This window comes from Phocaeicola sp. RTP21198st1_B8_RTP21198_201120 (genome assembly GCF_040929485.1).
GTDB classification, from domain to species: domain Bacteria; phylum Bacteroidota; class Bacteroidia; order Bacteroidales; family Bacteroidaceae; genus Phocaeicola; species Phocaeicola dorei.
The window spans coordinates 161,755-184,538 of sequence record NZ_JBCOCI010000003.1; the positions used below are offsets into that span (position 1 = coordinate 161,755).

16 protein-coding genes and 1 tRNA gene are annotated in these 22,784 nt (G+C 42.9%); 9 read left to right on the plus strand and 8 right to left on the minus strand.

All coding sequences use genetic code 11. The features are described 5' to 3' along the window. Window positions 1-110: 110 nt before the first annotated feature. Entirely contained in the window at window positions 111-2,117 is a 2,007-nt protein-coding gene (gene ftsH / locus AB5935_RS03215; RefSeq protein ID WP_038610968.1) for an ATP-dependent zinc metalloprotease FtsH, read from the minus strand. A 17-nt stretch (window positions 2,118-2,134) separates the two neighbouring features. After that, entirely contained in the window at window positions 2,135-2,494 is a 360-nt protein-coding gene (gene rsfS, locus AB5935_RS03220; RefSeq protein ID WP_007836264.1) for a ribosome silencing factor, read from the minus strand. A 319-nt stretch (window positions 2,495-2,813) separates the two neighbouring features. On the opposite strand from rsfS, the gene AB5935_RS03225 reads away from it, so the two are divergent. Continuing rightward, window positions 2,814-2,884, plus strand: a tRNA-Gln gene (locus AB5935_RS03225). A gap of 334 nt (window positions 2,885-3,218) precedes the next feature. Here the strand turns inward: AB5935_RS03225 and AB5935_RS03230 are convergent. The 3 genes from AB5935_RS03230 to rsmA form a co-directional block, all read right to left on the minus strand. After that, entirely contained in the window at window positions 3,219-5,027 is a 1,809-nt protein-coding gene (locus tag AB5935_RS03230; RefSeq protein WP_038610965.1) for a DUF349 domain-containing protein, read from the minus strand. Window positions 5,028-5,288: 261 nt separating this feature from the next. Beyond that, the gene (gene mgtE / locus AB5935_RS03235) at window positions 5,289-6,629 is read right to left on the minus strand and encodes a magnesium transporter (protein WP_005845823.1); all 1,341 of its coding nucleotides are present in this window, start codon (window positions 6,627-6,629) and stop codon (window positions 5,289-5,291) included. 31 nt (window positions 6,630-6,660) lie between these two features. Further along, window positions 6,661-7,503, minus strand: coding sequence for a 16S rRNA (adenine(1518)-N(6)/adenine(1519)-N(6))-dimethyltransferase RsmA (gene rsmA, locus AB5935_RS03240; protein ID WP_007836259.1), 843 nt, complete (start codon window positions 7,501-7,503; stop codon window positions 6,661-6,663). Between the two features lie 98 nt (window positions 7,504-7,601). On the opposite strand from rsmA, the gene AB5935_RS03245 reads away from it, so the two are divergent. Beyond that, complete coding sequence (locus tag AB5935_RS03245; RefSeq protein ID WP_007836258.1) at window positions 7,602-8,606, plus strand: lysylphosphatidylglycerol synthase transmembrane domain-containing protein; 1,005 nt, start codon at window positions 7,602-7,604, stop codon at window positions 8,604-8,606. Continuing rightward, window positions 8,603-10,063 carry an aminoacyl-histidine dipeptidase gene (locus AB5935_RS03250; protein WP_007836257.1) on the plus strand — a complete coding sequence of 487 codons (1,461 nt, stop codon included), beginning with the start codon at window positions 8,603-8,605 and terminating at the stop codon, window positions 10,061-10,063. Before AB5935_RS03245 ends, AB5935_RS03250 begins: the two co-directional genes overlap by 4 nt. A 65-nt stretch (window positions 10,064-10,128) precedes the next feature. On the opposite strand, the gene AB5935_RS03255 is transcribed toward AB5935_RS03250, so the two are convergent. Further along, window positions 10,129-10,596: a nucleoside deaminase gene (locus AB5935_RS03255; protein ID WP_038612533.1), complete on the minus strand. Its 468-nt coding sequence runs from the start codon at window positions 10,594-10,596 to the stop codon at window positions 10,129-10,131. 914 nt (window positions 10,597-11,510) lie between these two features. Here AB5935_RS03255 and AB5935_RS03260 point away from each other — a divergent pair. From AB5935_RS03260 to AB5935_RS03275, 4 genes are all read left to right on the plus strand, one after another. Next, a complete protein-coding gene (locus AB5935_RS03260) occupies window positions 11,511-11,726 on the plus strand; it encodes a helix-turn-helix transcriptional regulator (protein ID WP_038610962.1) in 216 nt (71 codons plus the stop codon). Further along, window positions 11,723-12,058 carry a HipA N-terminal domain-containing protein gene (locus AB5935_RS03265; RefSeq protein WP_038610959.1) on the plus strand — a complete coding sequence of 112 codons (336 nt, stop codon included), beginning with the start codon at window positions 11,723-11,725 and terminating at the stop codon, window positions 12,056-12,058. Before AB5935_RS03260 ends, AB5935_RS03265 begins: the two co-directional genes overlap by 4 nt. Beyond that, entirely contained in the window at window positions 12,058-12,996 is a 939-nt protein-coding gene (locus tag AB5935_RS03270) for a HipA domain-containing protein (protein WP_007840698.1), read from the plus strand. Before AB5935_RS03265 ends, AB5935_RS03270 begins: the two co-directional genes overlap by 1 nt. Before the next feature lie 112 nt (window positions 12,997-13,108). Next, a complete protein-coding gene (locus AB5935_RS03275) occupies window positions 13,109-18,790 on the plus strand; it encodes an alpha-2-macroglobulin family protein (RefSeq protein WP_038610956.1) in 5,682 nt (1,893 codons plus the stop codon). Window positions 18,791-18,845: 55 nt separating this feature from the next. Here the strand turns inward: AB5935_RS03275 and AB5935_RS03280 are convergent, their stop codons facing one another. After that, on the minus strand, window positions 18,846-19,283 hold the full coding sequence (locus tag AB5935_RS03280; RefSeq protein ID WP_007836243.1) for a hypothetical protein: 438 nt from the start codon (window positions 19,281-19,283) through the stop codon (window positions 18,846-18,848). 130 nt (window positions 19,284-19,413) lie between these two features. Between AB5935_RS03280 and AB5935_RS03285 the strand changes: the two genes are divergently transcribed. Together AB5935_RS03285 and meaB are read left to right on the plus strand one after the other, a co-directional pair. Continuing rightward, window positions 19,414-20,490: a DUF1573 domain-containing protein gene (locus AB5935_RS03285; protein WP_007836241.1), complete on the plus strand. Its 1,077-nt coding sequence runs from the start codon at window positions 19,414-19,416 to the stop codon at window positions 20,488-20,490. 2 nt (window positions 20,491-20,492) lie between these two features. Then, entirely contained in the window at window positions 20,493-21,590 is a 1,098-nt protein-coding gene (meaB, locus tag AB5935_RS03290) for a methylmalonyl Co-A mutase-associated GTPase MeaB (RefSeq protein ID WP_038610953.1), read from the plus strand. A gap of 90 nt (window positions 21,591-21,680) precedes the next feature. On the opposite strand, the gene pfkA is transcribed toward meaB, so the two are convergent. Continuing rightward, complete coding sequence (gene pfkA / locus AB5935_RS03295) at window positions 21,681-22,661, minus strand: 6-phosphofructokinase (protein WP_005845845.1); 981 nt, start codon at window positions 22,659-22,661, stop codon at window positions 21,681-21,683. Between the last annotated feature and the right edge of the window lie 123 nt (window positions 22,662-22,784).

Genomic DNA, 22,784 nt, shown 5'->3' on the forward strand with positions numbered 1-22,784 from the left:
CTGTTGTTTAATCATTCTGAGTGATAATGAAGAACCCGTATCTGGATTACTACAGACTCTTTATATCATTCAGAATGACATGATTATGATTGACAGATCTTTCTACAATGTTATGCTTCTTTTTTTTCTTTTTCCTTTTCCTCAGAATCTGAAGATTTCTTCTCTTCAAAATCTTCGGTTACTTCTACTGGTTTTACTGTAGCTTCTAAAGCCATAATTTCTTCTGAACGTGAGGTCCAGGGACGTTTGCCAAAAATGCGTTCCACGTCTTCGGCGAAAATTACTTCTTTTTCAACCAACAGACGGGCCAGCTCGTTGTGACCATCTTTATGTTCGGACAATATTGCCTTTGCCCGATCATATTGTTCGTTGATCATTCTTTTCACTTCTTCGTCAATCAGTTCGGCTGTACGTTCGCTGTAAGGCTTGCTGAAAGAGTATTCATCGTTGCTGTAATAACATAAGTTGGGTAACTTTTCACTCATTCCGGCGTAAGCAATCATTCCATATGATTGTTTTGTCACACGTTCCAAATCGTTCATGGCACCGGTTGAAATATGTCCGGTGAACAGCTCTTCGGCTGCACGTCCCCCTAAAGTGGCACACATTTCATCCAGCATTTGTTCTTTGGTTGTGATCTGCCGTTCTTCGGGCAAATACCATGCGGCTCCCAATGCGCGTCCACGGGGAACAATGGTTACCTTAATCAAAGGATTGGCATGTTCCAAAAACCAAGACAGCGTAGCGTGACCGGCTTCGTGTAAAGCAATAGTACGCTTTTCTTCGGCAGTCATGATTTTGGTTTTCTTTTCCAAACCACCGATAATACGGTCTACAGCATCTAGAAAATCTTGTTTCCCAACCGCATTCTTACCATGGCGGGCGGCGATCAGTGCTGCTTCATTACATACATTGGCAATATCTGCCCCACTGAATCCCGGAGTTTGACGGGCGAGCAAATCCAGATCGACACTTTCATCCAGCTTTAAGGGCTTCAAATGTACTCCAAATACTTCTTTACGTTCGTTTAAGTCGGGTAAGTCAACATGAATCTGGCGGTCAAAACGACCAGCACGCAATAATGCTTTATCCAATATATCCGCACGGTTGGTAGCGGCCAAAATGATCACACCGCTATTTGAACCAAAACCATCCATTTCTGTCAATAATTGGTTTAATGTATTTTCGCGTTCATCATTTCCACCCATGCTTGGATTTTTGCCACGGGCACGTCCTACTGCGTCAATTTCATCAATGAATATAATACAAGGAGCTTTCTCTTTCGCCTGGCGGAACAAGTCACGTACACGGGATGCACCTACTCCAACGAACATTTCCACAAAGTCGGAACCCGAAAGCGAAAAGAAAGGTACATCTGCTTCACCGGCAACAGCTTTTGCCAGCAAAGTCTTACCGGTTCCCGGAGGGCCTACCAGTAAAGCGCCTTTAGGTATCTTACCTCCCAACTCCGTGTATTTCTGAGGTTGTTTCAGAAACTCTACAATTTCTTCCACTTCTTGTTTAGCTTCCGCTTGTCCGGCTACATCTTTAAAAGTAATCCGGTTAGTCTTGTCTCCTTTTTCGTATACCTGAGCTTTGCTTTTGCCTACGTTGAACGGATTGGCGCCTCCGGCCCCTGCTCCGCCGCTCATGCGACGCATGGCAAACATCCAGATACCGATCAATAGTAAAAACGGAGCGATATTCCAAAATAATGCGCCGAAGTAGTCGCGTTTCTTTTCATAACTGATAGATCCGGTAAAGTGACCTTCTTCCTGTGCCTTTTCCATGAATTTATCCAATGACTCCATGGAACCTATTTCTACGTTCAATGCTGGGTTACGCCCTACTTTTTTATAGTCATTTTTTAATACATCTTTAACAAATTCCGGTTTAATGTACATTTCTACCGTATTGTCATCGTATGCAATTATTTTATTGGCATATCCCTTGTTTATCATATCTTTAAACTCGGTATATGTTATTTGTTTGTCAATTCCTCCTTCTTGATTGGAAAAATAGAGGATGGCAAAACTCATGGCAATGATAACATACAGCCAACTCAAATTGAAGCGTGGCATGTTTATCTTTGGTCTATTATTGGTATTTTCACTCATTTTGATTCTGTATTGGATTAGTCTAGATCAGGAATTTGGGTCAGTTTGGCATCTGCCCATAAATGTTCCAGATTATAAAAATTTCTTGTTTCCGGCAAAAAGACATGTACCAGTACATCGCTGTAGTCCATTGCAACCCATTCTGCGTTTCTCAGTCCGTCTATTCCCGTAGGCTTGTCATCTATTTCTTTATGTACATATTCCTTGACTGAGTCAACGATAGCTATAACTTGACTTGGGGAATTACCTTGACAGATTACGAAATAGCTGCAAATGGTATCATCAATGGCGGTGAGGTCCGCTATTACAATGTTTTTACCTTTCTTTTCTTGAATGCCTTCTGTTATTTTTTTTACTAAAGTCTCTGCTTCGTTCATTATAATGTTATTAACAACTGATTATTCTAATATATGTATTTACAACAATGCACAAAGATACTTGGTTTTCTCATTCTAGCGAAAAAATGTGCATTAAATATATTCGGTTTTTGTTTTTTTTAGTTAGAGAATCTTTTTATTGTTATGTTAAGCCTAGAGTGAAGATACACGGTCAAGAAGGATAAGGAAGGCTGGAAAAGAAAGCAAATGGAGAAAAAAGAATCTTGATTAGAAAAAAAAGCTTCAAAAATTTGTGGATTAAATAAAAAAACGTATCTTTGCAGCGTCAAAATCAAAACGGGTGTTTTGATAGGAAAATTGGGATATGGTGTAATGGTAACACAACAGATTCTGGTCCTGTTTTTCCAGGTTCGAATCCTGGTATCCCAACACATAAACCACTTATTAAAGACAAAGTTCTTCTAAAATTGCAATTTTAGAAGAACTTTTTTCATTTTGGGCTAGCTATCTTAAAAATAGACCAATCAAAATTGGTGTCAACTCTCTATTTTTCCGTAAGACTCATGAAAAAAGCGGGGCAGTCCGAAAACAATGCAACGCCAATCCGGGAGTAATTCGGGGTTTTGCTTTCTCTCAATTGTTCTATTTGTCTTTTTTAGTAGGCCATGAAAACACGCAGGATGAAAAAGGTGCAAAAAATCAGTAGTACGTTAGTAAAAAAAGAGTCTAACGCATTTGCATTAAACTCTTTTTATAACTGTTTTTATTCGTCTTTCATTGATTGGTCAATCACCTCTATTTTTTTTAAGATCAATTCTAGGTCTGCCTTGAGTTTTTCCACTTTACGATTCATTTCCGTAACCAAACTGCTACCTTTTTTGGAAGAACTGGTCAAGAAGCCCAAATTGTTCTCGTATGTTTGAATTTCATTCTTCATGTTTTCGTAAGCACGAACCAGTTTTTCGCGTTCACGATAAAGGTTGCCTTCCTTACTGATGCTTGATTTAAAGTTACTTAATTTTTTCTGTGATGCGGAAAGATTCAACTTGTCAAACAACTTATCAATGACACCATGATATTGCTTGTATAATTTATCTTTCTCTTTAAACGGTACATGACCGATGCTATTCCATTCTTTCATTAATTCTCGAATGGTGTTTCCGGCATCTTCTTCCGGTGTTTCCTGTGCGTCAATTGTATTTAACTTTTCAATGATCGCCTTTTTCTGAACCATGTTTTCCTGTTCAACTGAGCGTTGTGAAGAAGTCGCCTTGTTCTTTTGCTCGAAGAAATAATCACATGCGGCAATGAATCGTTTCCATACGGCATCCGAATACTTTTTAGGTACAGGACCAATTGTTTTCCATTCCTTTTGTAATTTGCTTAGAATATCAGCAGTTGCTTTCCAGTCTGTACTTTCTTTTAGTGCTTCTGCTTTTTCACATAATGCTTTCTTCTTTTCCAGATTGCCTGCCATACTTTCCTTGATGGACTTGAAGAACTCGGCTTTGCGTTTGAAAAATTCATCACAAGCGGCACGGAAACGTTCGAATATCTTCACGTTCATTTTTTGAGGTGCGTAACCAATTGTTTTCCATTTGGCTTGCAAAGCAATGATTTCCTGAGTTTTGTTTTCCCAGTCTTGGAAGGTAGTGAACGTATCGTATTCCATTGCTTCCACAATTTCACAGATTACGGTCTTTTCATCCAAGTTACGTTGCTCTTTTTCTTTTAAGGCTTCGAAATGTTGCTGGTGACGACGGTTTACGGCTGTAGAGGCGGTTTTGAACCGGGTCCAGATATCTTCGCGCAATTCTTTTGCAACAGGACCCGTATTCCGGAATTCCTGATGTAACTTTTGTAATTGATGGAAAGCGGAAATCACATCTTCTTCATCAGCCAATTTCTCTGCGGCTTCACAAAGATGAGTCTTTATTTCAAGGTTTTTTTTAAAATCATACTCACGGAATTCGTTGTTCAACTTTATCAAGTCATAGAACTTTTCTGCATAGTGCTGATAATTTTTCCATAGTTCATTGACTTTGGCAGCCGGCACCTGTTTTATATCGTTCCATTCCTGTTGCAGTTTCTTGAATTCATTGTATGCTTTGTTGGCATCTTCGGGAGATTCGGCAAGTTCTTTCAAGCGGTCGATAATGGCGAGCTTTTTCACCAGGTTATCTTCTTTTTCTTTATCTTGTTCTGCTTGTATGGCGCTTCTTTTCTCTTTGATAGAGCTCATGATATCTTTGAAACGGTTTTCAGCATCGTCCGGTTGGGGAATAAATGCCTCAGGAGCACCTCCGCCATCAATAAATGCCTTACGGGCGGCTTCTTGCTCAGCCTTGTGCAGCTTGTAGAAGTTCTGTTTCAATAAATCCAACTCTTGTTTGTCTGCATTGCAGGCGTCTTCGTTGATTTCTTTTAAACGTTCGATGACCTCTTCTTTCGTTTGTTTAGGTACATACGTAGCGTTATTTTCTTCTGCAGTAGCGGAAGATGATACCAAAGTTTCAGATGTCTGTTCCACTGGAACTTCGGTTAAAGGGCGGATAGTTTCATTCGAGTCCATCGTATAGATTTTTAAAGTAAGCGTTTTTGTTATAACAACAATTTACAAATTAAAAGAAATAAATTAGAACTTCATACTGTTTTTCCCGATTTTTTTAGGAAAATCCTTAAAAGTGGAGAAAATAGGAGAATCAAGGGGGATAAATGCACTGCAGATTACATAGATTCATACAGATTCTCTTTTATTGTGATTCTTTGCCGGTTTCTGTGTGAATCTGTTTTTTCTCTGAATTTCAATCTATGTAATCTGTAGTGAAACGTGTCAGGATAGTAATACGGTGATGCCCATATAAAGCATCATACCTATAATGTCATTGGTGATGGATATGAACGGACCTGTAGCGATGGCCGGATCTATTTTTAGTTTTTCCAGTGTCATAGGAACCAGGGTCCCAAAGATGGAAGCGAACATGACTACTGCAAACAGGCTGAATGAAACCGAATAAGTCACGGTGGCACTTGCCCCGAAACGGATGAAATTATAGATATATACCAGCATAGAAATAATAGTAGCATTGATTACGGCCACTACAGATTCCTTTACTATTTGTTTCCAGGTGTTTTGGGCATCCAGCGAGCTGTTTGCCAGTCCTTGTACGATAAGTGCCGAGGACTGTGTTCCTACGTTACCGCCTGTTCCGCCGATAAGGGGGATATAGAGGGCCATTTCGGGATGTGCGGCAAAAGTACTGTCAAAGTTGCCCAGAATCATGGAGTTGCCTATTCCGCCTATCATGCCGATGAGCAGCCAGGGCAGACGGGCTGTAGTCTGGCGGAATACATTATCGTCTGTTTCCACGTCTTGTGACAAACCTGATGCCAGCTGGTAGTCGCGTTCAGCCTGTTCACGTACTTCGTCCATCACATCGTCTACCGTAATCCGTCCTACCAGGCGTCCGATACTGTCCACTACCGGAACGGCGACCAGGTCATATTTTTCAATGGTTTGTACCACTTCGTCTATAGGGGTATCTACATGGACGGATATCGGTTCTTTCCTCATCACGTGCTTCACTTTGGATACGGAAGGGCTGGTGATCATTTTCTTCAACGGGAACACACCGCGCAGCCGCTGGTCATCGTCTACTACATATACATAATAGATTTCGTCCATATCTTCCGCCTGGATGCGCATTTCCTTCAGACATTCGGGCATACTCCAGTTTTCGTTTACGATTACCATTTCGGTACCCATCAATCCACCGGCAGTGTCTTCGTCATATTTCAACAAATCGACAATGTCTCCGGCTTGTTCTATGTCTTCAATGTGTGAGAGGACTTCTTCTTGTTTGTCCTCGTCCATTTCACGGATAATGTCCACGGCATCATCCGAATCCATGTAGTCAACGAACCGTTTGGCGATTGTTTCAGAGGGAAGGATTTCCAGGAATTCCTTACGGGCGTCTTCGTCCATTTCGATAAGGACGTCGGCGGCAGTCTCATTGTCCAGTAACAGGTATATGAACCGTGCTTCTTCCGCATCCAGTTCATTGCACAGCTCTGCTATGTCGGCAGGATGTAGACCGGCAAGCAAGTCCTTAAGTTGCTCTGAGTCTTTTTGCTCGATCAGCTGCTCTACTTTTTCTAATTCCTCTTTATTCATCCTACTCTTCCGTTAATATAATAAATAGGTGTTATTCTTTCTTGTTTGTTCCTTTCCGGGCGATATCGTTACTGTAAACTATATCCGTTTTATTTTTCAGTGCCGCTTCCACTCTGTTAGTCAGTTCGATAAATTCTGATACAGACAACTGTTCCGGGCGTTTGTTGAAAATCAGGTCTGCGCTCAATGGATTCTCTTTGTCTAAAATGGAAGAAATAGAATTTCTCAAAGTTTTACGCCGTTGGTTGAATGTTGTTTTTACAATGAGCTTGAACAATTTTTCATTGCATCCCAGTTCCGTCGTTTCATTGCGTGTCATACGGATGACCGCACTTTTCACCTTGGGAGGCGGATTGAATACATGTTCGTGTACGGTGAACAGGTATTCTACTTTGTACCAGGCTTGTATCAGGATACTGAGAATGCCGTATGTCTTGCTTCCGGGACCGGCGGCAATGCGTTCGGCCACTTCTTTTTGGATCATTCCGGTACAACAGGGTATCAGGTCTTTGTAATCCAGCATTTTAAAGAATATCTGGCTGGATATATTATAAGGGTAGTTGCCGGTCAGAACAAAAGGTTTCCCGTCAAATAATTTTTCGAGGTTCAGTTTCAAAAAGTCGTCTTCAATGATATTATCTTCCAAGGCAGGAAAGTTCTCACGGAGATAGGTTACAGATTCATAGTCCAGTTCCACCACTTTTACCGCACGGTTTTTCTGCATAATAAACTGGGTTAGTACCCCCATCCCCGGTCCTACTTCCAAAATTGGCAAGTCAGGGCACACATCTACTGTATCGGCTATATCTTTTGCAATACTGAGATCTTTCAAGAAGTGTTGTCCTAGAAATTTTTTTGGCTTTACTAATCCCATTCCGTTATTTTTCTATCGTTTATAAATAGGTTTATTTCGCTAAGATAGTATCTTTGCATCGTGCAAAGGTAAACATTCTAAATTAATATACACAGATTTTGGAACGAACTCGATTAAAAAAGATTATAAATAAAGGTTTGCAGATTGCATTTCCGTTATTTTTGGGGGCTGCAATACTGATATGGATGTATCACGGATTCAATTTTTCCCGGGTATGGGAGGTCTTGGATGGAGGAATGAATTATTGGTGGATGTTAGTGTCATTAGTGTTTGGCGTGTTTAGTCATATTTTTCGTGGCTGGCGGTGGAAGCTTACGCTGGCTCCGTTGGGCGAGTATCCCAAAACATCCGATTGTGTGTATGCCATCTTTGTGTCTTATGCCGCCAACTTGGTTGTTCCCCGTGTAGGTGAGATTTCCCGTTGCGGGGTGTTGGCTAAATATGATGGTACATCTTTTTCCAAATCGCTGGGTACGGTGGTTGCGGAACGGTTGATTGATACGCTGTGTGTGTCGTTGATTACAGGGGTAACTCTTATAATGCAGGCAAGAGTGTTCGATACTTTTTTTAAAGAAACCGGCACGGATACCACGGTTTTGGCACAGGTCTTTACTTCGGGGCATTTCTATATTACTATCATCTGTGTGTTGGCTGTATTGGTACTGGCCTTTTTTCTGATCAGGAATGTGACGGTCTTTGCCAAAGTGAAAGGCATTCTCCATAATGTGTGGGTGGGTGTGCTGTCTTTGCGTCATGTAAAGCGGATGCCTCTGTTCATTCTTTATACCGTTGGCATTTGGACTTGCTATTTCCTGCAATTCTATGTTTCCTTCTTTTGTTTCGATTTTTCTGATGATTTAGGTGTGATGGCAGGATTGGTGATGTTTGCCGTAGGTAGCATTGCGGTAGTGGTTCCGACTCCTAATGGGGCGGGTCCGTGGCATTTTGCTGTCATAACGATGATGATGCTCTATGGAGTAGGAAAAGAAGATGCGGGAATTTTTGCCTTATTAGTGCATGGAATACAAACTTTTTTATTAATTTTGTTGGGTATATATGGATTAGCGGCTTTGCCGTTCACAAATAAAACTAAGAAGTTATGAGTACAATTCTCTCTCTCGCTCCGCAGAATGTGTGGAAGCATTTCTATTCATTGACTCAGGTTCCCCGTCCTTCGGGCTACTTGAAGAAGGTTCAAGAGTTCTTGCTGAACTTTGGAAAAAGTGTAGGCGTAGAGTCATTCCAGGATGAAGCCGGTAATATCATTTATCGCAAGCCTGCCACTCCGGGGATGGAAAACCGCAAGAAGGTGATTCTTCAGGCACACATGGACATGGTTCCTCAGAAGAATAACGATACAGTGCATGATTTTGAAAATGATCCTATCGAAACTTACATTGACGGAGATTGGGTGAAAGCTAAAGGCACGACTTTGGGAGCTGATGATGGTATGGGTGTTGCCGCTATCATGGCTATCATGGAAGATAAAACGCTGAAACATGGTCCGTTGGAGGCACTGATTACTGCCGACGAGGAAACAGGTATGTTTGGTGCGTTCGGCTTAAAGCCGGGAACGGTAGACGGTGATATTCTGTTGAATCTGGATTCGGAAGAAGAAGGAGAATTGTATATCGGTTGTGCAGGCGGAGAAGACCTGACAGCTGTGTTGGAATATAAAGAAGTGGAAACAGATCCGGCTGACATCGCTTTGAAAGTTACCTTGAAAGGGCTGCGCGGTGGTCATTCCGGATTGGAAATCAATGAAGGACGTGCCAATGCTAACAAGCTGATGGCTCGTTTCATGAATCAGGTGATAACTTACGATGAGGCTTGCCTGGTTTCCTGGCAAGGTGGCAATATGCGTAACGCGATTCCTCGTGAATGTGAAGTCGTTATTACAGTGCCGGCTGATGAAGAAGCGGACGTACTGGACTATGTGAAGGAGTGCGAAGAATTGTGGAATGAAGAGTATCATGTACACGAAACTCCGATCAGCTTCAAGGCAGAACGTGTGGAATTGCCGAAGATGATGGTTCCCGATGAAATCAAAGATAATCTGGTGGATGCCATTTATGCTTGTCAAAATGGGGTAATGCGTATGATTCCTACTATCCCCGATACTGTAGAAACCTCTTCTAATCTGGCTATTGTTTCTATAGGCGGTGGTAAGGCGGAGATTAAGATATTGGCCCGTAGCTCGCGTGACTCGATGAAGGATTATCTGAATACTGCATTGGAAAGCTGTTTCTCTATGGCAGGCATGGAAGTGACCCGTTCAGGTGGTTATTCAGGCTGGGAGCCCAATGTGGATTCTCCTATTCTGAAAGCGATGAAGGAGTCTTATCAGGCACAATTCGGTAAAGAACCTGCTGTGAAAGTGATTCATGCCGGTTTGGAATGCGGTATCATCGGTGCGGTAGTTCCCGGCTTGGATATGATTTCTTTCGGCCCTACCTTGCGTTCTCCTCACTCACCGGATGAACGCTGCTTTATTCCTTCTGTAGGTAAGTTCTATGATTTCGTAGTAGCTACGTTGGAAAATACGCCGGTAAAAGAATAGTCTTTAAGATCTTATAAAGATTTCGGGCGCGGATGATAGGGATTTCGTCCGCGCCTTTCTATTAATTAATATTCCACTTTGTCACTTTTCTCTGCCCATTGTTGGAATGCCTTTATTGCCTCTTCCGCCAAAAGAATTTCGGAGGGCAGCTTGCGTGCCGAAGGTTTCAGGCTTAACTCATCATAGATAAAAGAGTCATCAAAACCTATATTCTTGGCATCCGTCTTGTTGTTTGCATAATACATTTTATCCAGTCGTGCCCAGTAAATGGCTCCCAGGCACATGGGACACGGCTCACACGAAGTATAAATTTCACACCCACTCAGGTTGAATGTTCCCAGTTTGGTTGCCGCCGCACGGATGGCGCTGACTTCCGCATGGGCGGTAGGGTCGCATTGAGAAGTGACGCGATTGACTCCGGTCGCAATGATTTCACCATCTTTGGCAATTACAGCTCCAAAGGGTCCGCCACCGTTTGCCACGTTCTCTATAGAAAGCTCAATGGCTTTCCGCATTAATTCTTCTTTCTTCATAGTGGTTCTATTTCTTTTTGTACAGAGCAAATATACAATATTTCCGGCTATATACTGCGGGAGTGGGCTTATTTTATTCGGAAGTTGCCGCTTCATGTGTACACTTGTCGGTTTCTGCTACCATTGAGGTGATTATCAGTGCCTCCGGGGACATTGCCCTGTTTTTTGTTTCAGAAGCTTCAGCCTCTCCGCAAAAGCCCGTCAATAGGGCGAAGCGGCTAAAGGATTGCCTTTGGAAATTTCTTCAGCCCGATTATGGAAGCTTCAGTTTTTGGCTGTTCGGGATGTGTCTCTGTGTAAGTTCATTTTTTTTAGTGCTTTTATGCCTGTTGGAAATGATGTTACTATTAGGAAGAGTTTGCTTTGTGCCGTAATGGCTTTATTGCTTCACCTTAGTGAAGCAGCCGTTTCACACAGGTGACAACGGATTTTCACCAGAGTGGGATGGCGTGTTTACCTAGGTGATGGACGGAAAATACAAACTTATCCTGATGAAAGAGAATATGTTTCCGGTTGTGTCAGTTTGCTTATTTAGGGGTGCGATACGGTGACAAGTGCCTGGATATAGGACTTTTGAAGCATTGGGGAACCAGTCTGTGCGGAGTATGCATACTCCCAAAGGGTGCGGCTGAAGGATTTTTCTTCGGGCTGAAGCATTTTCTGGTGTAATTCTTCAGCCGGAATGCCCACTGGCAAAGGGTTTGCGGAGAGGCTGAAGCTTTTGAAGGAATTTTCCTTTCCTTTTTTCTTGTATCACAAATTTGCTGAATACTCCTGGTTTTCCGTAATGCGTCGGCCTGGGCTAATACTTTGCACCCTTTCGGGTATATTATACGAAAGAAACTAATAAATTATACCCATTAGGGTGTAATTATCGCTGGTTTTGCTATATTTGTACCCTAAAGGGTGTAATTATGAGTGATTCATTGTCATTGTTTGTAAAAGAAATGCGTAAGCGGTTCGGACTTACGCAAGTAGATTTGGCAGCTAAGGCGGGAGTGGGACTTCGCTTTGTGCGCGAGTTGGAGCAAGGAAAGCAGACTTTACGGATAGACAAGGTAAACCAGGTGCTTGCCCTCTTCGGGCATGAAGTAGGGGCTGTGCCTGCAGGAAAGGAGCATAGCGTATGAGAAGGGGTAAAATATACCTGAATGATATCTATGCGGGGACGCTGACGGAAGACGAAAATGGTTTCACCTTTGTCTATGATGCCGGGTTCTTGCGTTCCGACAAGGCGGAAGCCGTCAGTCTGACACTGCCACTGACGGACAAACCCTATCACGACACCGTCTTGTTCCCGTTCTTTGACGGCCTGATACCCGAAGGATGGTTGCTGAACATTGCCGAAAACAGTTGGAAGATAAACCGGCGCGACCGTATGTCGCTGTTGCTGGCCTGTTGCAAGGATTGTATCGGGGCAGTAAGTGTAGTAGAGGATGAACCTGATAAACCGGAAACATGATGGAAAGGTGTTTGTATTGTTATAAGGAACTGAAGGAAGGACAGGTGGACTATCATCCGGCTTGTGCCCGGAAACTTTTCGGTACTCGTCAGGCGCCTCAATTGCCTTACGTGCGGAGTGAAATAGGTGAACTGGCCAAACAGGTAGTGAGGGCACAGACTACGCTGACGGGCGTGCAGGCCAAATTGTCGCTCGATGTGAATCCCGGCGGAAAGAACGAGCCGGACCGTTTTACCATCGTGGGCTTGTGGGGAAAGTTCATTTTGAAGCCCCAGACTGATTTTTACCGGGCATTACCTGAGCTGGAGGATTTGACCATGCACATGGCGGAAGCAGCCAAAATAGCGGTGGTTCCCCACGGGTTGGTGCGTTTTGCCGATGGCGAATTGGGATACATCACCCGGCGCATAGACCGTCGCCCGGATGGTGGAAAGATTGCCATGGAGGACATGTGCCAGTTGACGGAACGTCTCACCGAATACAAATATAAGGGCTCGTATGAGCAGATAGCCAAGACTATCAAGAAGTATTCTGCAGTGCCGCAGCTTGATTTGGTGAATTTCTGGGAAGTGGTGGTGTTCTCGTGGATTGTGGGAAACTCGGATATGCACTTGAAGAACTTTTCATTGTATGACACGGGGATGGGCTATAGTCTGACGCCTGCATACGATTTGCTGTCCACGGTTATTGTCATGCCCGAGGATACGGAGGAACTGGCATTGACTCTTAATGGGAAAAAAAGGAAAATATGGAGAAGCGATTTCGAGAAGTCGATAATCGCATCGGGGGTCAGTGGCAAGGTAATAGAGAACATCGCCCGGAAATTCCGACGTTCCATCATTAAATGGATGGAACTGATAGATGTTTCCTTCCTGCCCGAAGACATGAAGAAACCCTATAAAAGACTGGTGTTGCAACGTCTGCTTTGGCTGCGCTGAAAGATCTTTCCTTTTCTGTTTTAGTTATTTTAATTAAAACGTATGCAGTCTTTAAACATCTATTTCGTTTCTTTGTTACAGAAGACTTAGTATGAACTAAAAGATTGTAGATATGAAAATTCGTTATTTATCTTTGATAGTGTTACTGGTAATGAGCGTATTTGCTCCTATACAGGCACAAACCTATGACAATTTGTGGAAAGAACTGGAGGTGTTGGAACGAAAGGATCTGCCCCAATCGGTCATTTCCAAAGCAATGAAAATCTACGATAAAGCAAAAGTGGAACAGAATGTACCGCAAATGATGAAAGCCTATCTCACTGCCATGCAGTACCGTTCCCTTTTAACTCCCGATAGCTTGAAGGTAGATATGAATGGTTTGGAACAATGGGCTTCCCAAACCGGCAGTGTGGAAGACAAAGCTATATTGTATTCCATTCTGGGTGAAATGGCCATGTCTGCCGACGTAAAAAAGGGATTGGGCTATTTGCAGGCCTCTCTCAAGGATAAAGACCGGTTATTGCTTGTCCCGGTCGAGAAATTGAGATCTATGGTGAGAGTGGGAGAGGCTAGTAAACGGTATTTTCGTGATAATCTGTACAACTTGTTGGCACGTCGTGCCATACAAATCATGCAGCAGTACAGGTGGCAGGCGGCTGCTAAAGCAAATCAGACAAACAGTCTGCCTGCGGATATGACGGATATGGATAAGTTTGTTACTTATCAGTTTGTTCCTGTCTCTGATTGTGACTTGACAGCAGCTGTCATGCAGGCTTATCAGTCCTTGCTGAAAGCATATGATACGGAAACGGAGCGCGAGGGTTGGTTGCTGACCGCTGTGGATGCATTGAATTACCTGTACCGCAATTTTTCCGGAAACTTCTCGAATGACGTATGCCAACAGGAACTCCGGAAGTGGATTCATACTTATCCGGCTGTGAAAACAGTCCCTGAAGCTTATCTGGCTTTGGCACAATTCCTACAGTATCAAAATAATCAGGTAGAGCGCTTGCGGATAGTTCGTGAAGGAATAGCCGGATACCCCCGTTACGAAGGTATCAACCAACTGAAGAATATAGAAAAGGAAATTCTGAATGCAAGCCTTTCACTGGAAATAGCTACGGCTTATCCTGGTGAACAGCAGTCGGTGAAAGTAAATTATAAAAACCTTACCGGCATCACTTTGCAGTTATATAAGGTGAATTTACCCGTTACCTCTGCCGTATTGCAGAACAGAACCACCCATTTTGAAAGTAAATATGCCCGTTTGCAACGCGAGGAGCATTTTTCTTTGAAACCTACTACAGATTATTTGAATATCGATACCACCCTGACCATACAGGCTCCTCAAGCGGGAATTTATTTCTTAAAGGCAGTGCCCGATGGGAAGAAGGGCGTTTCGGACGGAACATTAATGAATGTCACCGCTTTAAAGACCATTTATCGTCCTCTGCCGGATGGTACGTTGGAACTGGTGGTGGTAGATGCAGTGAGCGGACAGCCTGTTTCTGAGGCGGAAGTAACCATTTATACGGAGAAGGGAGGAGGCTATTCTCCTCAACAGACCTATCAGGCGGATAAACAGGGTACTTTGAAACTGGATTTCCTGAATAGTAACAAATACTGGTATAATGCACATACGGCGACTGATAATGCGATGCCCATCTTGAATCTTTGGAAAAACGATTATTACTATAAAGAGAGCAAGAAAAAAGAAGTTTTGCAATTATTTACCGACCGATCCATTTACCGTCCCGGTCAAACCGTATATGTATCCGGCTTGGCTTATGAAATGGAAAAGGATTCTACGCGTGTGCTTGCGGATAAAAAATATACGGTATCCCTATATGATGCGAATAATAATGAAACAGGAAAAGTAGAAGTATGGACGAATGGTTTTGGTTCGTTCAGCGGACAATTTGTTTTGCCCTCTCCTTGCCTGACCGGTTATTTTAGCTTGCGTGCGGCCGATACTTCTGTCAGTTTTAAGGTAGAAGAATATAAACGTCCCACCTTTGATGTCACGTTTGAACCCGTGAAAGTGGAGTATCAAGTGGGTGACTCTATAGAAGTGGCGGGTATGGCAAAGACTTTTGCCGGTGCGCCTGTGCAGAATGCCAGGGTACACTATAATATATCCCGTTCCTATGCTTGGTTCTGGCGGTTTATGGGCAGAGGTTCAGCCCGTTGGGAGGGAGAGGCAATGACCGATGCGGATGGTAAGTTCACCGTTCCGGTGCATTTTGAAATAGACTCGGACAGGAGAGAATCTCCGTTGTGGTATTATACGTACAACATACAGGCGGATGTGACGGATGGTGCAGGTGAGACACAGCAAGCTAATTTGTCATTGCCTTTAGGAAGCACTTCAATGGTGCTGAATATGGATAATCTGCCCGATAATTTGGTTAAAGAAAAGAAGTTGGAAATAAAACTGACAGCCATGAATCTTTCGGGTGAGCCGGTAGATACTCTGGTTACTTATCAGGTAGTCGAGATGGAGAAGCAGAAAGACGGTCAGGAAAAAGAAGGCAGAAAGGTATTGACCGGTACGGTGGAAGCTAACAAGAGTTTTATTCCTGAGGCTATTTATGCCCTGCCTTCCGGTAATTATCGTTTGAAGCTTTCGGCTAAGGATACACAAGGCAGAGAGTGTACGGCATCTAAGAATTTCCTTTTGTTCTCATTGAACGACAAGCGTCCGCCTTTCGTGATAACGGATTGGTTCTATCAGGATGGTCTGGAATTTGATGCAGCATCTCCAGCTACTATATATATAGGTAGCAGCGAAAAGAATGTCTATCTGCTTTATGATGTGTTTGCAGGCAATAAGCGCTTGGAAAGCAAACGTATACAGCTTTCGGACTCGGTAATCAGTTTTCGCTTCCCTTATAAGAAGGAATATGGTGACGGCATTCTGGTAAGTATGGCATTTGTGAAAGACGGCAGACTTTACAGTCATAATGCACGGATTATGAAACCGGCCCCTGAGAAGAAGTTGCAGCTGAAATGGACTACGTTCCGTGACAAACTCCGTCCGGGACAGCAAGAGGAATGGAAACTGACGGTACTTTATCCGGATGGACGTCCGGCTGAGGCTGAAATGCTGGCTACCATGTATGATGCTTCTCTGGATAAAATCTATAGTGCACATAAGCTGGACTTTGGAGTGGACTTTCATTGTGTGGTTCCTTTGACTTATTGGAATACATCCTATATGCGGAATGCTTATTTGTATGTTGATTTCCCGTTGAAGAGGTTCCGTGCGGTTCCTTTGGAATATAGTGAATTGATCATTCCATCTACAGGAAGAATGGAGGCTGTGGTGGTAGGTTACGGAGGCGGCAGTCCTCGTGCCACTCTTACAGGAGCTTTGAAGATTAGAGGCAGGAGTGCCGCAAATGCTGTGATGAACCAGGAGGCTGTTACTGATATGGTGCTCCAGGAAGAAATGGTAGAGACGTCTGCACAGGAAAAGGCAGAAATGGGTAGTTCTGAAGAACTGGCAGAAACAGGTGATATACAGATACGTGAAAACTTTGCGGAAACGGCATTCTTTTATCCACAGCTCCGCACCAATGAAACAGGTGAAGTCAGTATTTCCTTTGTATTGCCCGAGAGCCTTACCCGATGGAAGTTTATGGGCTTGGCACATACCCAGAATGTGGATTATGGAAAAATAGAAGCTACCGCTACTGCCAGCAAGGAGTTTATGCTTCAACCTAATATGCCCCGTTTTGTCCGCGTGGGAGATAAAGCGAATATTGCCGCTTCACTGATGAATCTGTCGGACAAGGGGGTGAAAGGGACTGTCCGCATGGAATTGTTTAATCCGGAAACAGAAAAGGTATTCTATTCACAAAAACAGAAGTTCGATATGAAGGGAGGAGAAACCGGGCATGTGAACTTTGCTTTTGAAGTGAGTGACAAATATGCGGTAATGGCATGCCGGATGGTAGCGGATGGAGATACCTTCAGTGATGGAGAACAGCGTTACATTCCCGTTCTGACAGACAAACAGTGGGTGACGGAAACCGTTCCTCTGAACGTGAATGGGGAAGGTGTGCATACTTTCTCTTTGGAAAATCTGTTTAACAAGCATAGCAAAACGGCTTCTGAACAACGGTTGACCGTAGAATTTACTGCCCATCCGGCTTGGTATGCCGTGCAGGCTTTGCCTGTAGTGGCTAATCCTCAGAATGAAGATGCTCTTTCCTGGGCTACCGCTTATTATGCCCATTCATTGGCTGCATGTATAGTCAAAGAAAATCCCCGTATCAAGCAAGTCTTTGATAGCTGGAAGGCTCAAGGTGGTACAAAGGAGACTTTTATGAGCAATCTGCAAAAGAATCAGGAACTGAAAAATATCCTGCTGGCTGAAACTCCCTGGCTGACAGAAGCTACCAATGAAGCCGAACAAAAACAGCGTATCGCCACTTTGTTTGACCTGAATACAATGAACAGCGGACTGGCAGTTTCTGTAGAGAAACTGAGAGAATTGCAAAATGGAGATGGCGCATGGAGTTGGTATAAAGGTATGCAAGGCAGCCGCTATGTAACCACTCAGGTAATGGAAATGCTTGTCCGGCTGAATGCATTGACTCCTCAGGATGCTGACAGCCGGATGCAGCCTATGATTCAAAAAGGGTTCGAGTATTTAGGCAAGCAGGCTGCCGAAGAGTATAAGTCTATGAAAGAAGCTGAAAAGAAAGGGGCTGTCGGTATCCGTCCGTCAGAACAGGTTCTCAGGTATTTGTATATCTGCGCTTTGGATGGCAAGGCTCCGGTTGATGAAAAGGTGAACCGGTATTTCATAGACAAGTTGTCCGGTGAGGGAAAAGAACTGACGATTTATGGAAAGGCGTTGGGAGCTATCATCTTGCAGCAAGCCGGTAAGGTGGCAGAGGCCAAGTTGTTTATGCAGTCATTGATGGAGTATTCTGTTGTGACGGATGAAATGGGGCGTTACTTTGATACTCCTAAAGCCCGATATTCATGGTTCAGTTATAAAATTCCGACTGAAGTGGCTGCTATGGAAGCTATACAGCGTATAACAAAAGATACGAAAGCTATTGATGAAATGAAACGCTGGCTGTTGAAGCAGAAACAGACACAGACTTGGGAAACGCCGATAGCTACGGCTGATGCGGTGTATGTATTGATGGCTACAGGAACTTCGGATTTATTGGCAAATACAGGAGGAGTAGAGATTACTTTAGGTAAAGAAGTGATCCGGACTCCGGCAGATGAAGCCATCGGTTATATCAAGAAGACGATGTCCGGTGATGTGATGAATATCAAGAAAATAAGGGTGGATAAAGAAGGAGCCGGAATGGGTTGGGGAGCCGTTTATGCCCAATATCTGGAAAGTATGGATCAAATTAGCGGGCAGGGAAACGGATTGTCTGTCAGCCGTCAATTATATAAAGGGGATGAGGCTTTGAATGAATCAGCTCCGTTAAAGGTTGGCGATAAGATTACCGTTCGCCTGACTGTAAAGGCTGACCGTGATATGGATTTTGTTCAGATCAAGGATGACCGTGCAGCTTGTATGGAACCGTTACAGGCAGTTTCGGGATTTCGTTGGAGCAACGGGCTGGGATATTATCAGGCTACCAAAGATGCTTCGACCCAGTTCTTTATCGATCAGATGAGAAAAGGAACTTATGTGATAGAGTATCAGGTGTATGTGAACCGGACAGGAGAATATCAGGCTGGAATTGCAACTGTTCAGTCTGCTTATGCTCCGGAATTCGGAGGGCATACGGGAGGATATCGGGTGATGGTGGAATAGAGAAGCAGGATGTCTGGAATTAGTTGTGTGATTTCATAAAAAGTAAGTTAGCTTGCTAACTTACTTTTTTTCTTATGCTTCTGCCGTCCACCCATTCTAATCTTATTTCAAAACCATCTTCAGCCGTGCCATAAAAATAGCGGCCTGAAACGGATGGATATTCAATTATAAATGTATAACCATCTGAATAATATAGATATAACCAACCGTTTTGAATTTCCCAGTCAAACTTATATACCCTATAAAGTTCATCATCATAGTAACAGCGTTCTTCCGTACCTACACCATGATCCGGGAAAGCACCTGAGGTGAATGTAATATAACTGTAAAGCCGTTCTCCGTATGGGTCCTCAAATCCCATTTCGCCCCACCAAGTCTTACCGTATAATCCTGAAATATCAAATCCTCTTTCTTCATCGCTTTCACATGAAGAAAAACTTATCATTGTAATCAATGCAATGGCAATGAACCAGTAATGTTTTACTATTTTCATAATTTATCTGATTTTTAATGCGGGACAAAGATAAAGGTTATTCATAAGATAAAATAAATTATAGGCTGAAAAAATGGGTAAAGGATGTTTTTTGTCTATCTTTGCTATCTAAAAAGCATAAAATAATTGTATGAAACATATTATACTGATAGTAAGTTTGTTAATGGGAGTGACTTTGGGAGTACAGGCACAACCCAAAGCATTATTTGATAAGACAACGCATGAATTTGGAACTATTTTATGGAAAAATCCGGTGACGGCTACCTTTAAAATCACTAATAAAGGAGATAAACCTTTAGTGATATCTAATGTGACAACTTCTTGTGGCTGCACGGTTGCTGATTGGACCAAAGAACCGATTGCCCCGGGAAAGACCGGGAGTGTCAGTTCTACTTTTGACGCCAAAGCCATCGGACGTTTTCAGAAGAGCGTAGGCATTTATTGCAATGCCTCCAATAAACCTATCTATCTGGCTATTCGGGGAGAAGTGACTGCCGATCCTAAAAACTATACTTTCACTCATCCTTTTCAGATTGGAGCTATCCGTTTGAATAAGGAGGAAATAGAATTTGAAGATGCTAATAAAGGGGATAAACCAACTATGGAACTGTTGGTTGCCAATACGTCAGATAGGTTATACACCCCTGTGTTGATGCATTTGCCTCCTTACCTCAGTGCTGTTGCCATTCCGGAAAAACTGGGAAGAGGACGTACAGGTAAAATCAAGATAACTCTTGATACGGAAAAGTTACCTAAACTGGGTTTGACAACGGCGTCTGTTTATCTTTCCCGTTTCCTGGGAGATAAGGTGGGAGAAGAAAATGAAATTCCGGTTTCTGCCGTATTGTTGCCGGATTTCTCACATATCAGTCAGCAGGAACGCTTGAATCCGCCTGCCATTCATCTTTCTGCCGAAGAGTTGCAGATGGGAGAACTGGAAAGTGATGAAAAGAAAGCACATACGATTATTATTAAAAATGTAGGAAAATCTAATCTGGAAATTCGTGATTTGCAGGTGTTCAATTCTGCTTTGGGGGTCCAGTTGAAGAAACGTGTCTTGAAACCGGGTGCGTCTACCAAGTTGAAGATTACTGCTTTCGGTCAAAATTTGAAGAAAGTAAAGGGTACTCCGCGTGTCCTGATGATAACCAATGATCCTAACAATCCGAAGATAATTATTAAAGTAAAAGTAACCTCAAAAAAATAGCTATGGAACATCCTGAAAATAGTGAAGAATATAAGGGATTGACAGTGAACAAAGGTATTGAGCAACCATCTATTGTGAATCCTTATTTGAAACTACGTAAAAAACCTCGTCGTCGTGAGTTTTCCGTAGGTGAATATGCAGAAGGCATCGTAAAAGGTGATGTGACCGTATTGAGTCAGGCGGTTACTTTAGTGGAGAGTGTAAAACCGGAACATCAGGCTATTGCCCAGGAAGTGATAGAGAAGTGTCTGCCTTATTCCGGAAATTCTATGCGAATCGGTATCAGTGGTGTGCCCGGTGCCGGCAAGAGTACATCTATTGATGTATTTGGATTGCATGTGCTTGAGAAGGGAGGAAAATTAGCTGTTTTAGCTATTGATCCCAGTAGTGAGCGTTCTAAAGGCAGTATTTTGGGAGATAAGACCCGCATGGAGAAACTATCTGTCCATCCGAAGTCTTTTATACGGCCTAGTCCGTCAGCAGGTTCGTTGGGAGGAGTAGCTCGTAAGACTCGTGAAACGATCATACTTTGTGAGGCGGCGGGCTTTGATAAGATTTTTGTTGAAACGGTTGGAGTAGGGCAGAGCGAAACAGCAGTGCATTCTATGGTGGATTTCTTTTTGCTGATCCAACTGGCCGGTACTGGTGATGAATTGCAGGGGATTAAGAGAGGTATCATGGAAATGGCGGATGGAATCGTTATCAATAAAGCTGACGGCAGCAATATTGAGAAAGCAAAACTGGCTGCCAGTCATTTCCGTAATGCTTTACATTTGTTTCCTGCTCCTGATTCGGGCTGGAGTCCTAAAGTAATGACGTATTCCGGCTTTTATGGTATTGGAATTAAAGAAATCTGGGATATGATCTATGAATACTTCGCTTTTGTGAAAGCGAATGGGTATTTTGAATATCGCAGAAATGAACAGGCTAAGTATTGGATGTATGAGTCTATCAACGAGCATTTGCGTGATAGTTTCTATAATAATGAAAAGATAATTTCTATGTTGGCTGCAAAAGAGGAAGAGGTGCTGAATGGCAAACTGACTTCGTTTGTTGCTGCCAAAAAGTTATTGGATGCTTATTTCTCAACCTTGAAATAAGGTTTTCCTACTACTACAGGTAACATAAAAAACGCAGATTTAATGAATAATTATAATCTGCGTTTTTTGTGTACCTGTGGTGGATAAAAATTAGATAGAAAGTTCATGAAGTACGTTCACCAATTCTCTGTCTATAGGCTTGTCGTTCTTTATAGCTTTAGCGAAAGGTACATAAACAATCTTATCATCATCAATACCAATCATTACATTACGTTGTCCTTCCAATAGTGCTTGGATGCTAGCCACTCCCATACGGCTGGCAATAATTCGGTCATGCGCTGTGGGGCGTCCGCCACGTTGCAAATGTCCTAATATCGTTACACGCACATCGTATTGCGGATATTCGTTCTTCACACGTTCGGCATAGTGCATTGCACCCCCGGTCAGTTCGCTTTCGGCTACTAATACGATACTACTGCTCTTGGATTTGCGGAAACCATGTTCGATGAATTCTTCCAATTGGTCAACTTCTGTGCTGAATTCCGGAATAATAGCTGCTTCTGCACCTGCGGCAATAGCACCGTTCAATGCCAAGAAGCCTGCATCACGTCCCATTACTTCAACAAAAAATAAACGTTCGTGAGAAGTTGCCGTATCACGGATTTTATCTACTGCATCTAAAATTGTGTTCAAAGCTGTATCATAGCCGATGGTGGTGTCGGTTCCATACAGGTCGTTGTCAATCGTTCCGGGCAGACCGATACAAGGAACATCAAATTCTTGTGCGAAAATACGTGCACCAGTCAAAGAACCGTCACCACCTATAATGACTAAAGCGTCGATTTCATGCTTCTTCATGTTTTCGTAAGCTTGTGCCCGTCCTTCGGGTGTCGTGAATTCTTTGCAACGGGCGGTCTTCAGAATGGTACCTCCCATTTGTATGATGTTACTAACATTTTGGCTTTTGAATTCCTGAATTTCATCTGTTACCAATCCTTTGTATCCTCTATAAATGCCATATACTTTCAAGCCGTTATAGATGGCAGAACGTGTGACTGCACGAATGGCAGCGTTCATTCCCGGAGCATCTCCTCCAGAGGTTAAAATACCAATGCTTTTAATCGTTCCCATAAATACCCATTTTAATATTTTTATGTCGCAAAGTTAACAAATTATCAGTTGGACAACGATAATTTTCTATTTTTTATTGGTCTATTTTTCGTTTAAGATTGCTTTTTTACATTCTTCCATCAA

Bases quoted from the DNA above. Each gene is read 5' to 3' on its own strand.
- ftsH (WP_038610968.1), bottom strand. From the start codon at position 2,117: ATGAGTGAAAATACCAATAATAGACCAAAGATAAACATGCCACGCTTC.
- rsfS (WP_007836264.1), bottom strand. From the start codon at position 2,494: ATGAACGAAGCAGAGACTTTAGTAAAAAAAATAACAGAAGGCATTCAA.
- AB5935_RS03230 (WP_038610965.1), bottom strand. From the start codon at position 5,027: ATGGACTCGAATGAAACTATCCGCCCTTTAACCGAAGTTCCAGTGGAA.
- mgtE (WP_005845823.1), bottom strand. From the start codon at position 6,629: ATGAATAAAGAGGAATTAGAAAAAGTAGAGCAGCTGATCGAGCAAAAA.
- rsmA (WP_007836259.1), bottom strand. From the start codon at position 7,503: ATGGGATTAGTAAAGCCAAAAAAATTTCTAGGACAACACTTCTTGAAA.
- AB5935_RS03250 (WP_007836257.1), top strand. From the start codon at position 8,603: ATGAGTACAATTCTCTCTCTCGCTCCGCAGAATGTGTGGAAGCATTTC.
- AB5935_RS03255 (WP_038612533.1), bottom strand. From the start codon at position 10,596: ATGAAGAAAGAAGAATTAATGCGGAAAGCCATTGAGCTTTCTATAGAG.
- AB5935_RS03260 (WP_038610962.1), top strand. From the start codon at position 11,511: ATGAGTGATTCATTGTCATTGTTTGTAAAAGAAATGCGTAAGCGGTTC.
- AB5935_RS03265 (WP_038610959.1), top strand. From the start codon at position 11,723: ATGAGAAGGGGTAAAATATACCTGAATGATATCTATGCGGGGACGCTG.
- AB5935_RS03270 (WP_007840698.1), top strand. From the start codon at position 12,058: ATGGAAAGGTGTTTGTATTGTTATAAGGAACTGAAGGAAGGACAGGTG.
- AB5935_RS03275 (WP_038610956.1), top strand. From the start codon at position 13,109: ATGAAAATTCGTTATTTATCTTTGATAGTGTTACTGGTAATGAGCGTA.
- AB5935_RS03280 (WP_007836243.1), bottom strand. From the start codon at position 19,283: ATGAAAATAGTAAAACATTACTGGTTCATTGCCATTGCATTGATTACA.
- AB5935_RS03285 (WP_007836241.1), top strand. From the start codon at position 19,414: ATGAAACATATTATACTGATAGTAAGTTTGTTAATGGGAGTGACTTTG.
- meaB (WP_038610953.1), top strand. From the start codon at position 20,493: ATGGAACATCCTGAAAATAGTGAAGAATATAAGGGATTGACAGTGAAC.
- pfkA (WP_005845845.1), bottom strand. From the start codon at position 22,661: ATGGGAACGATTAAAAGCATTGGTATTTTAACCTCTGGAGGAGATGCT.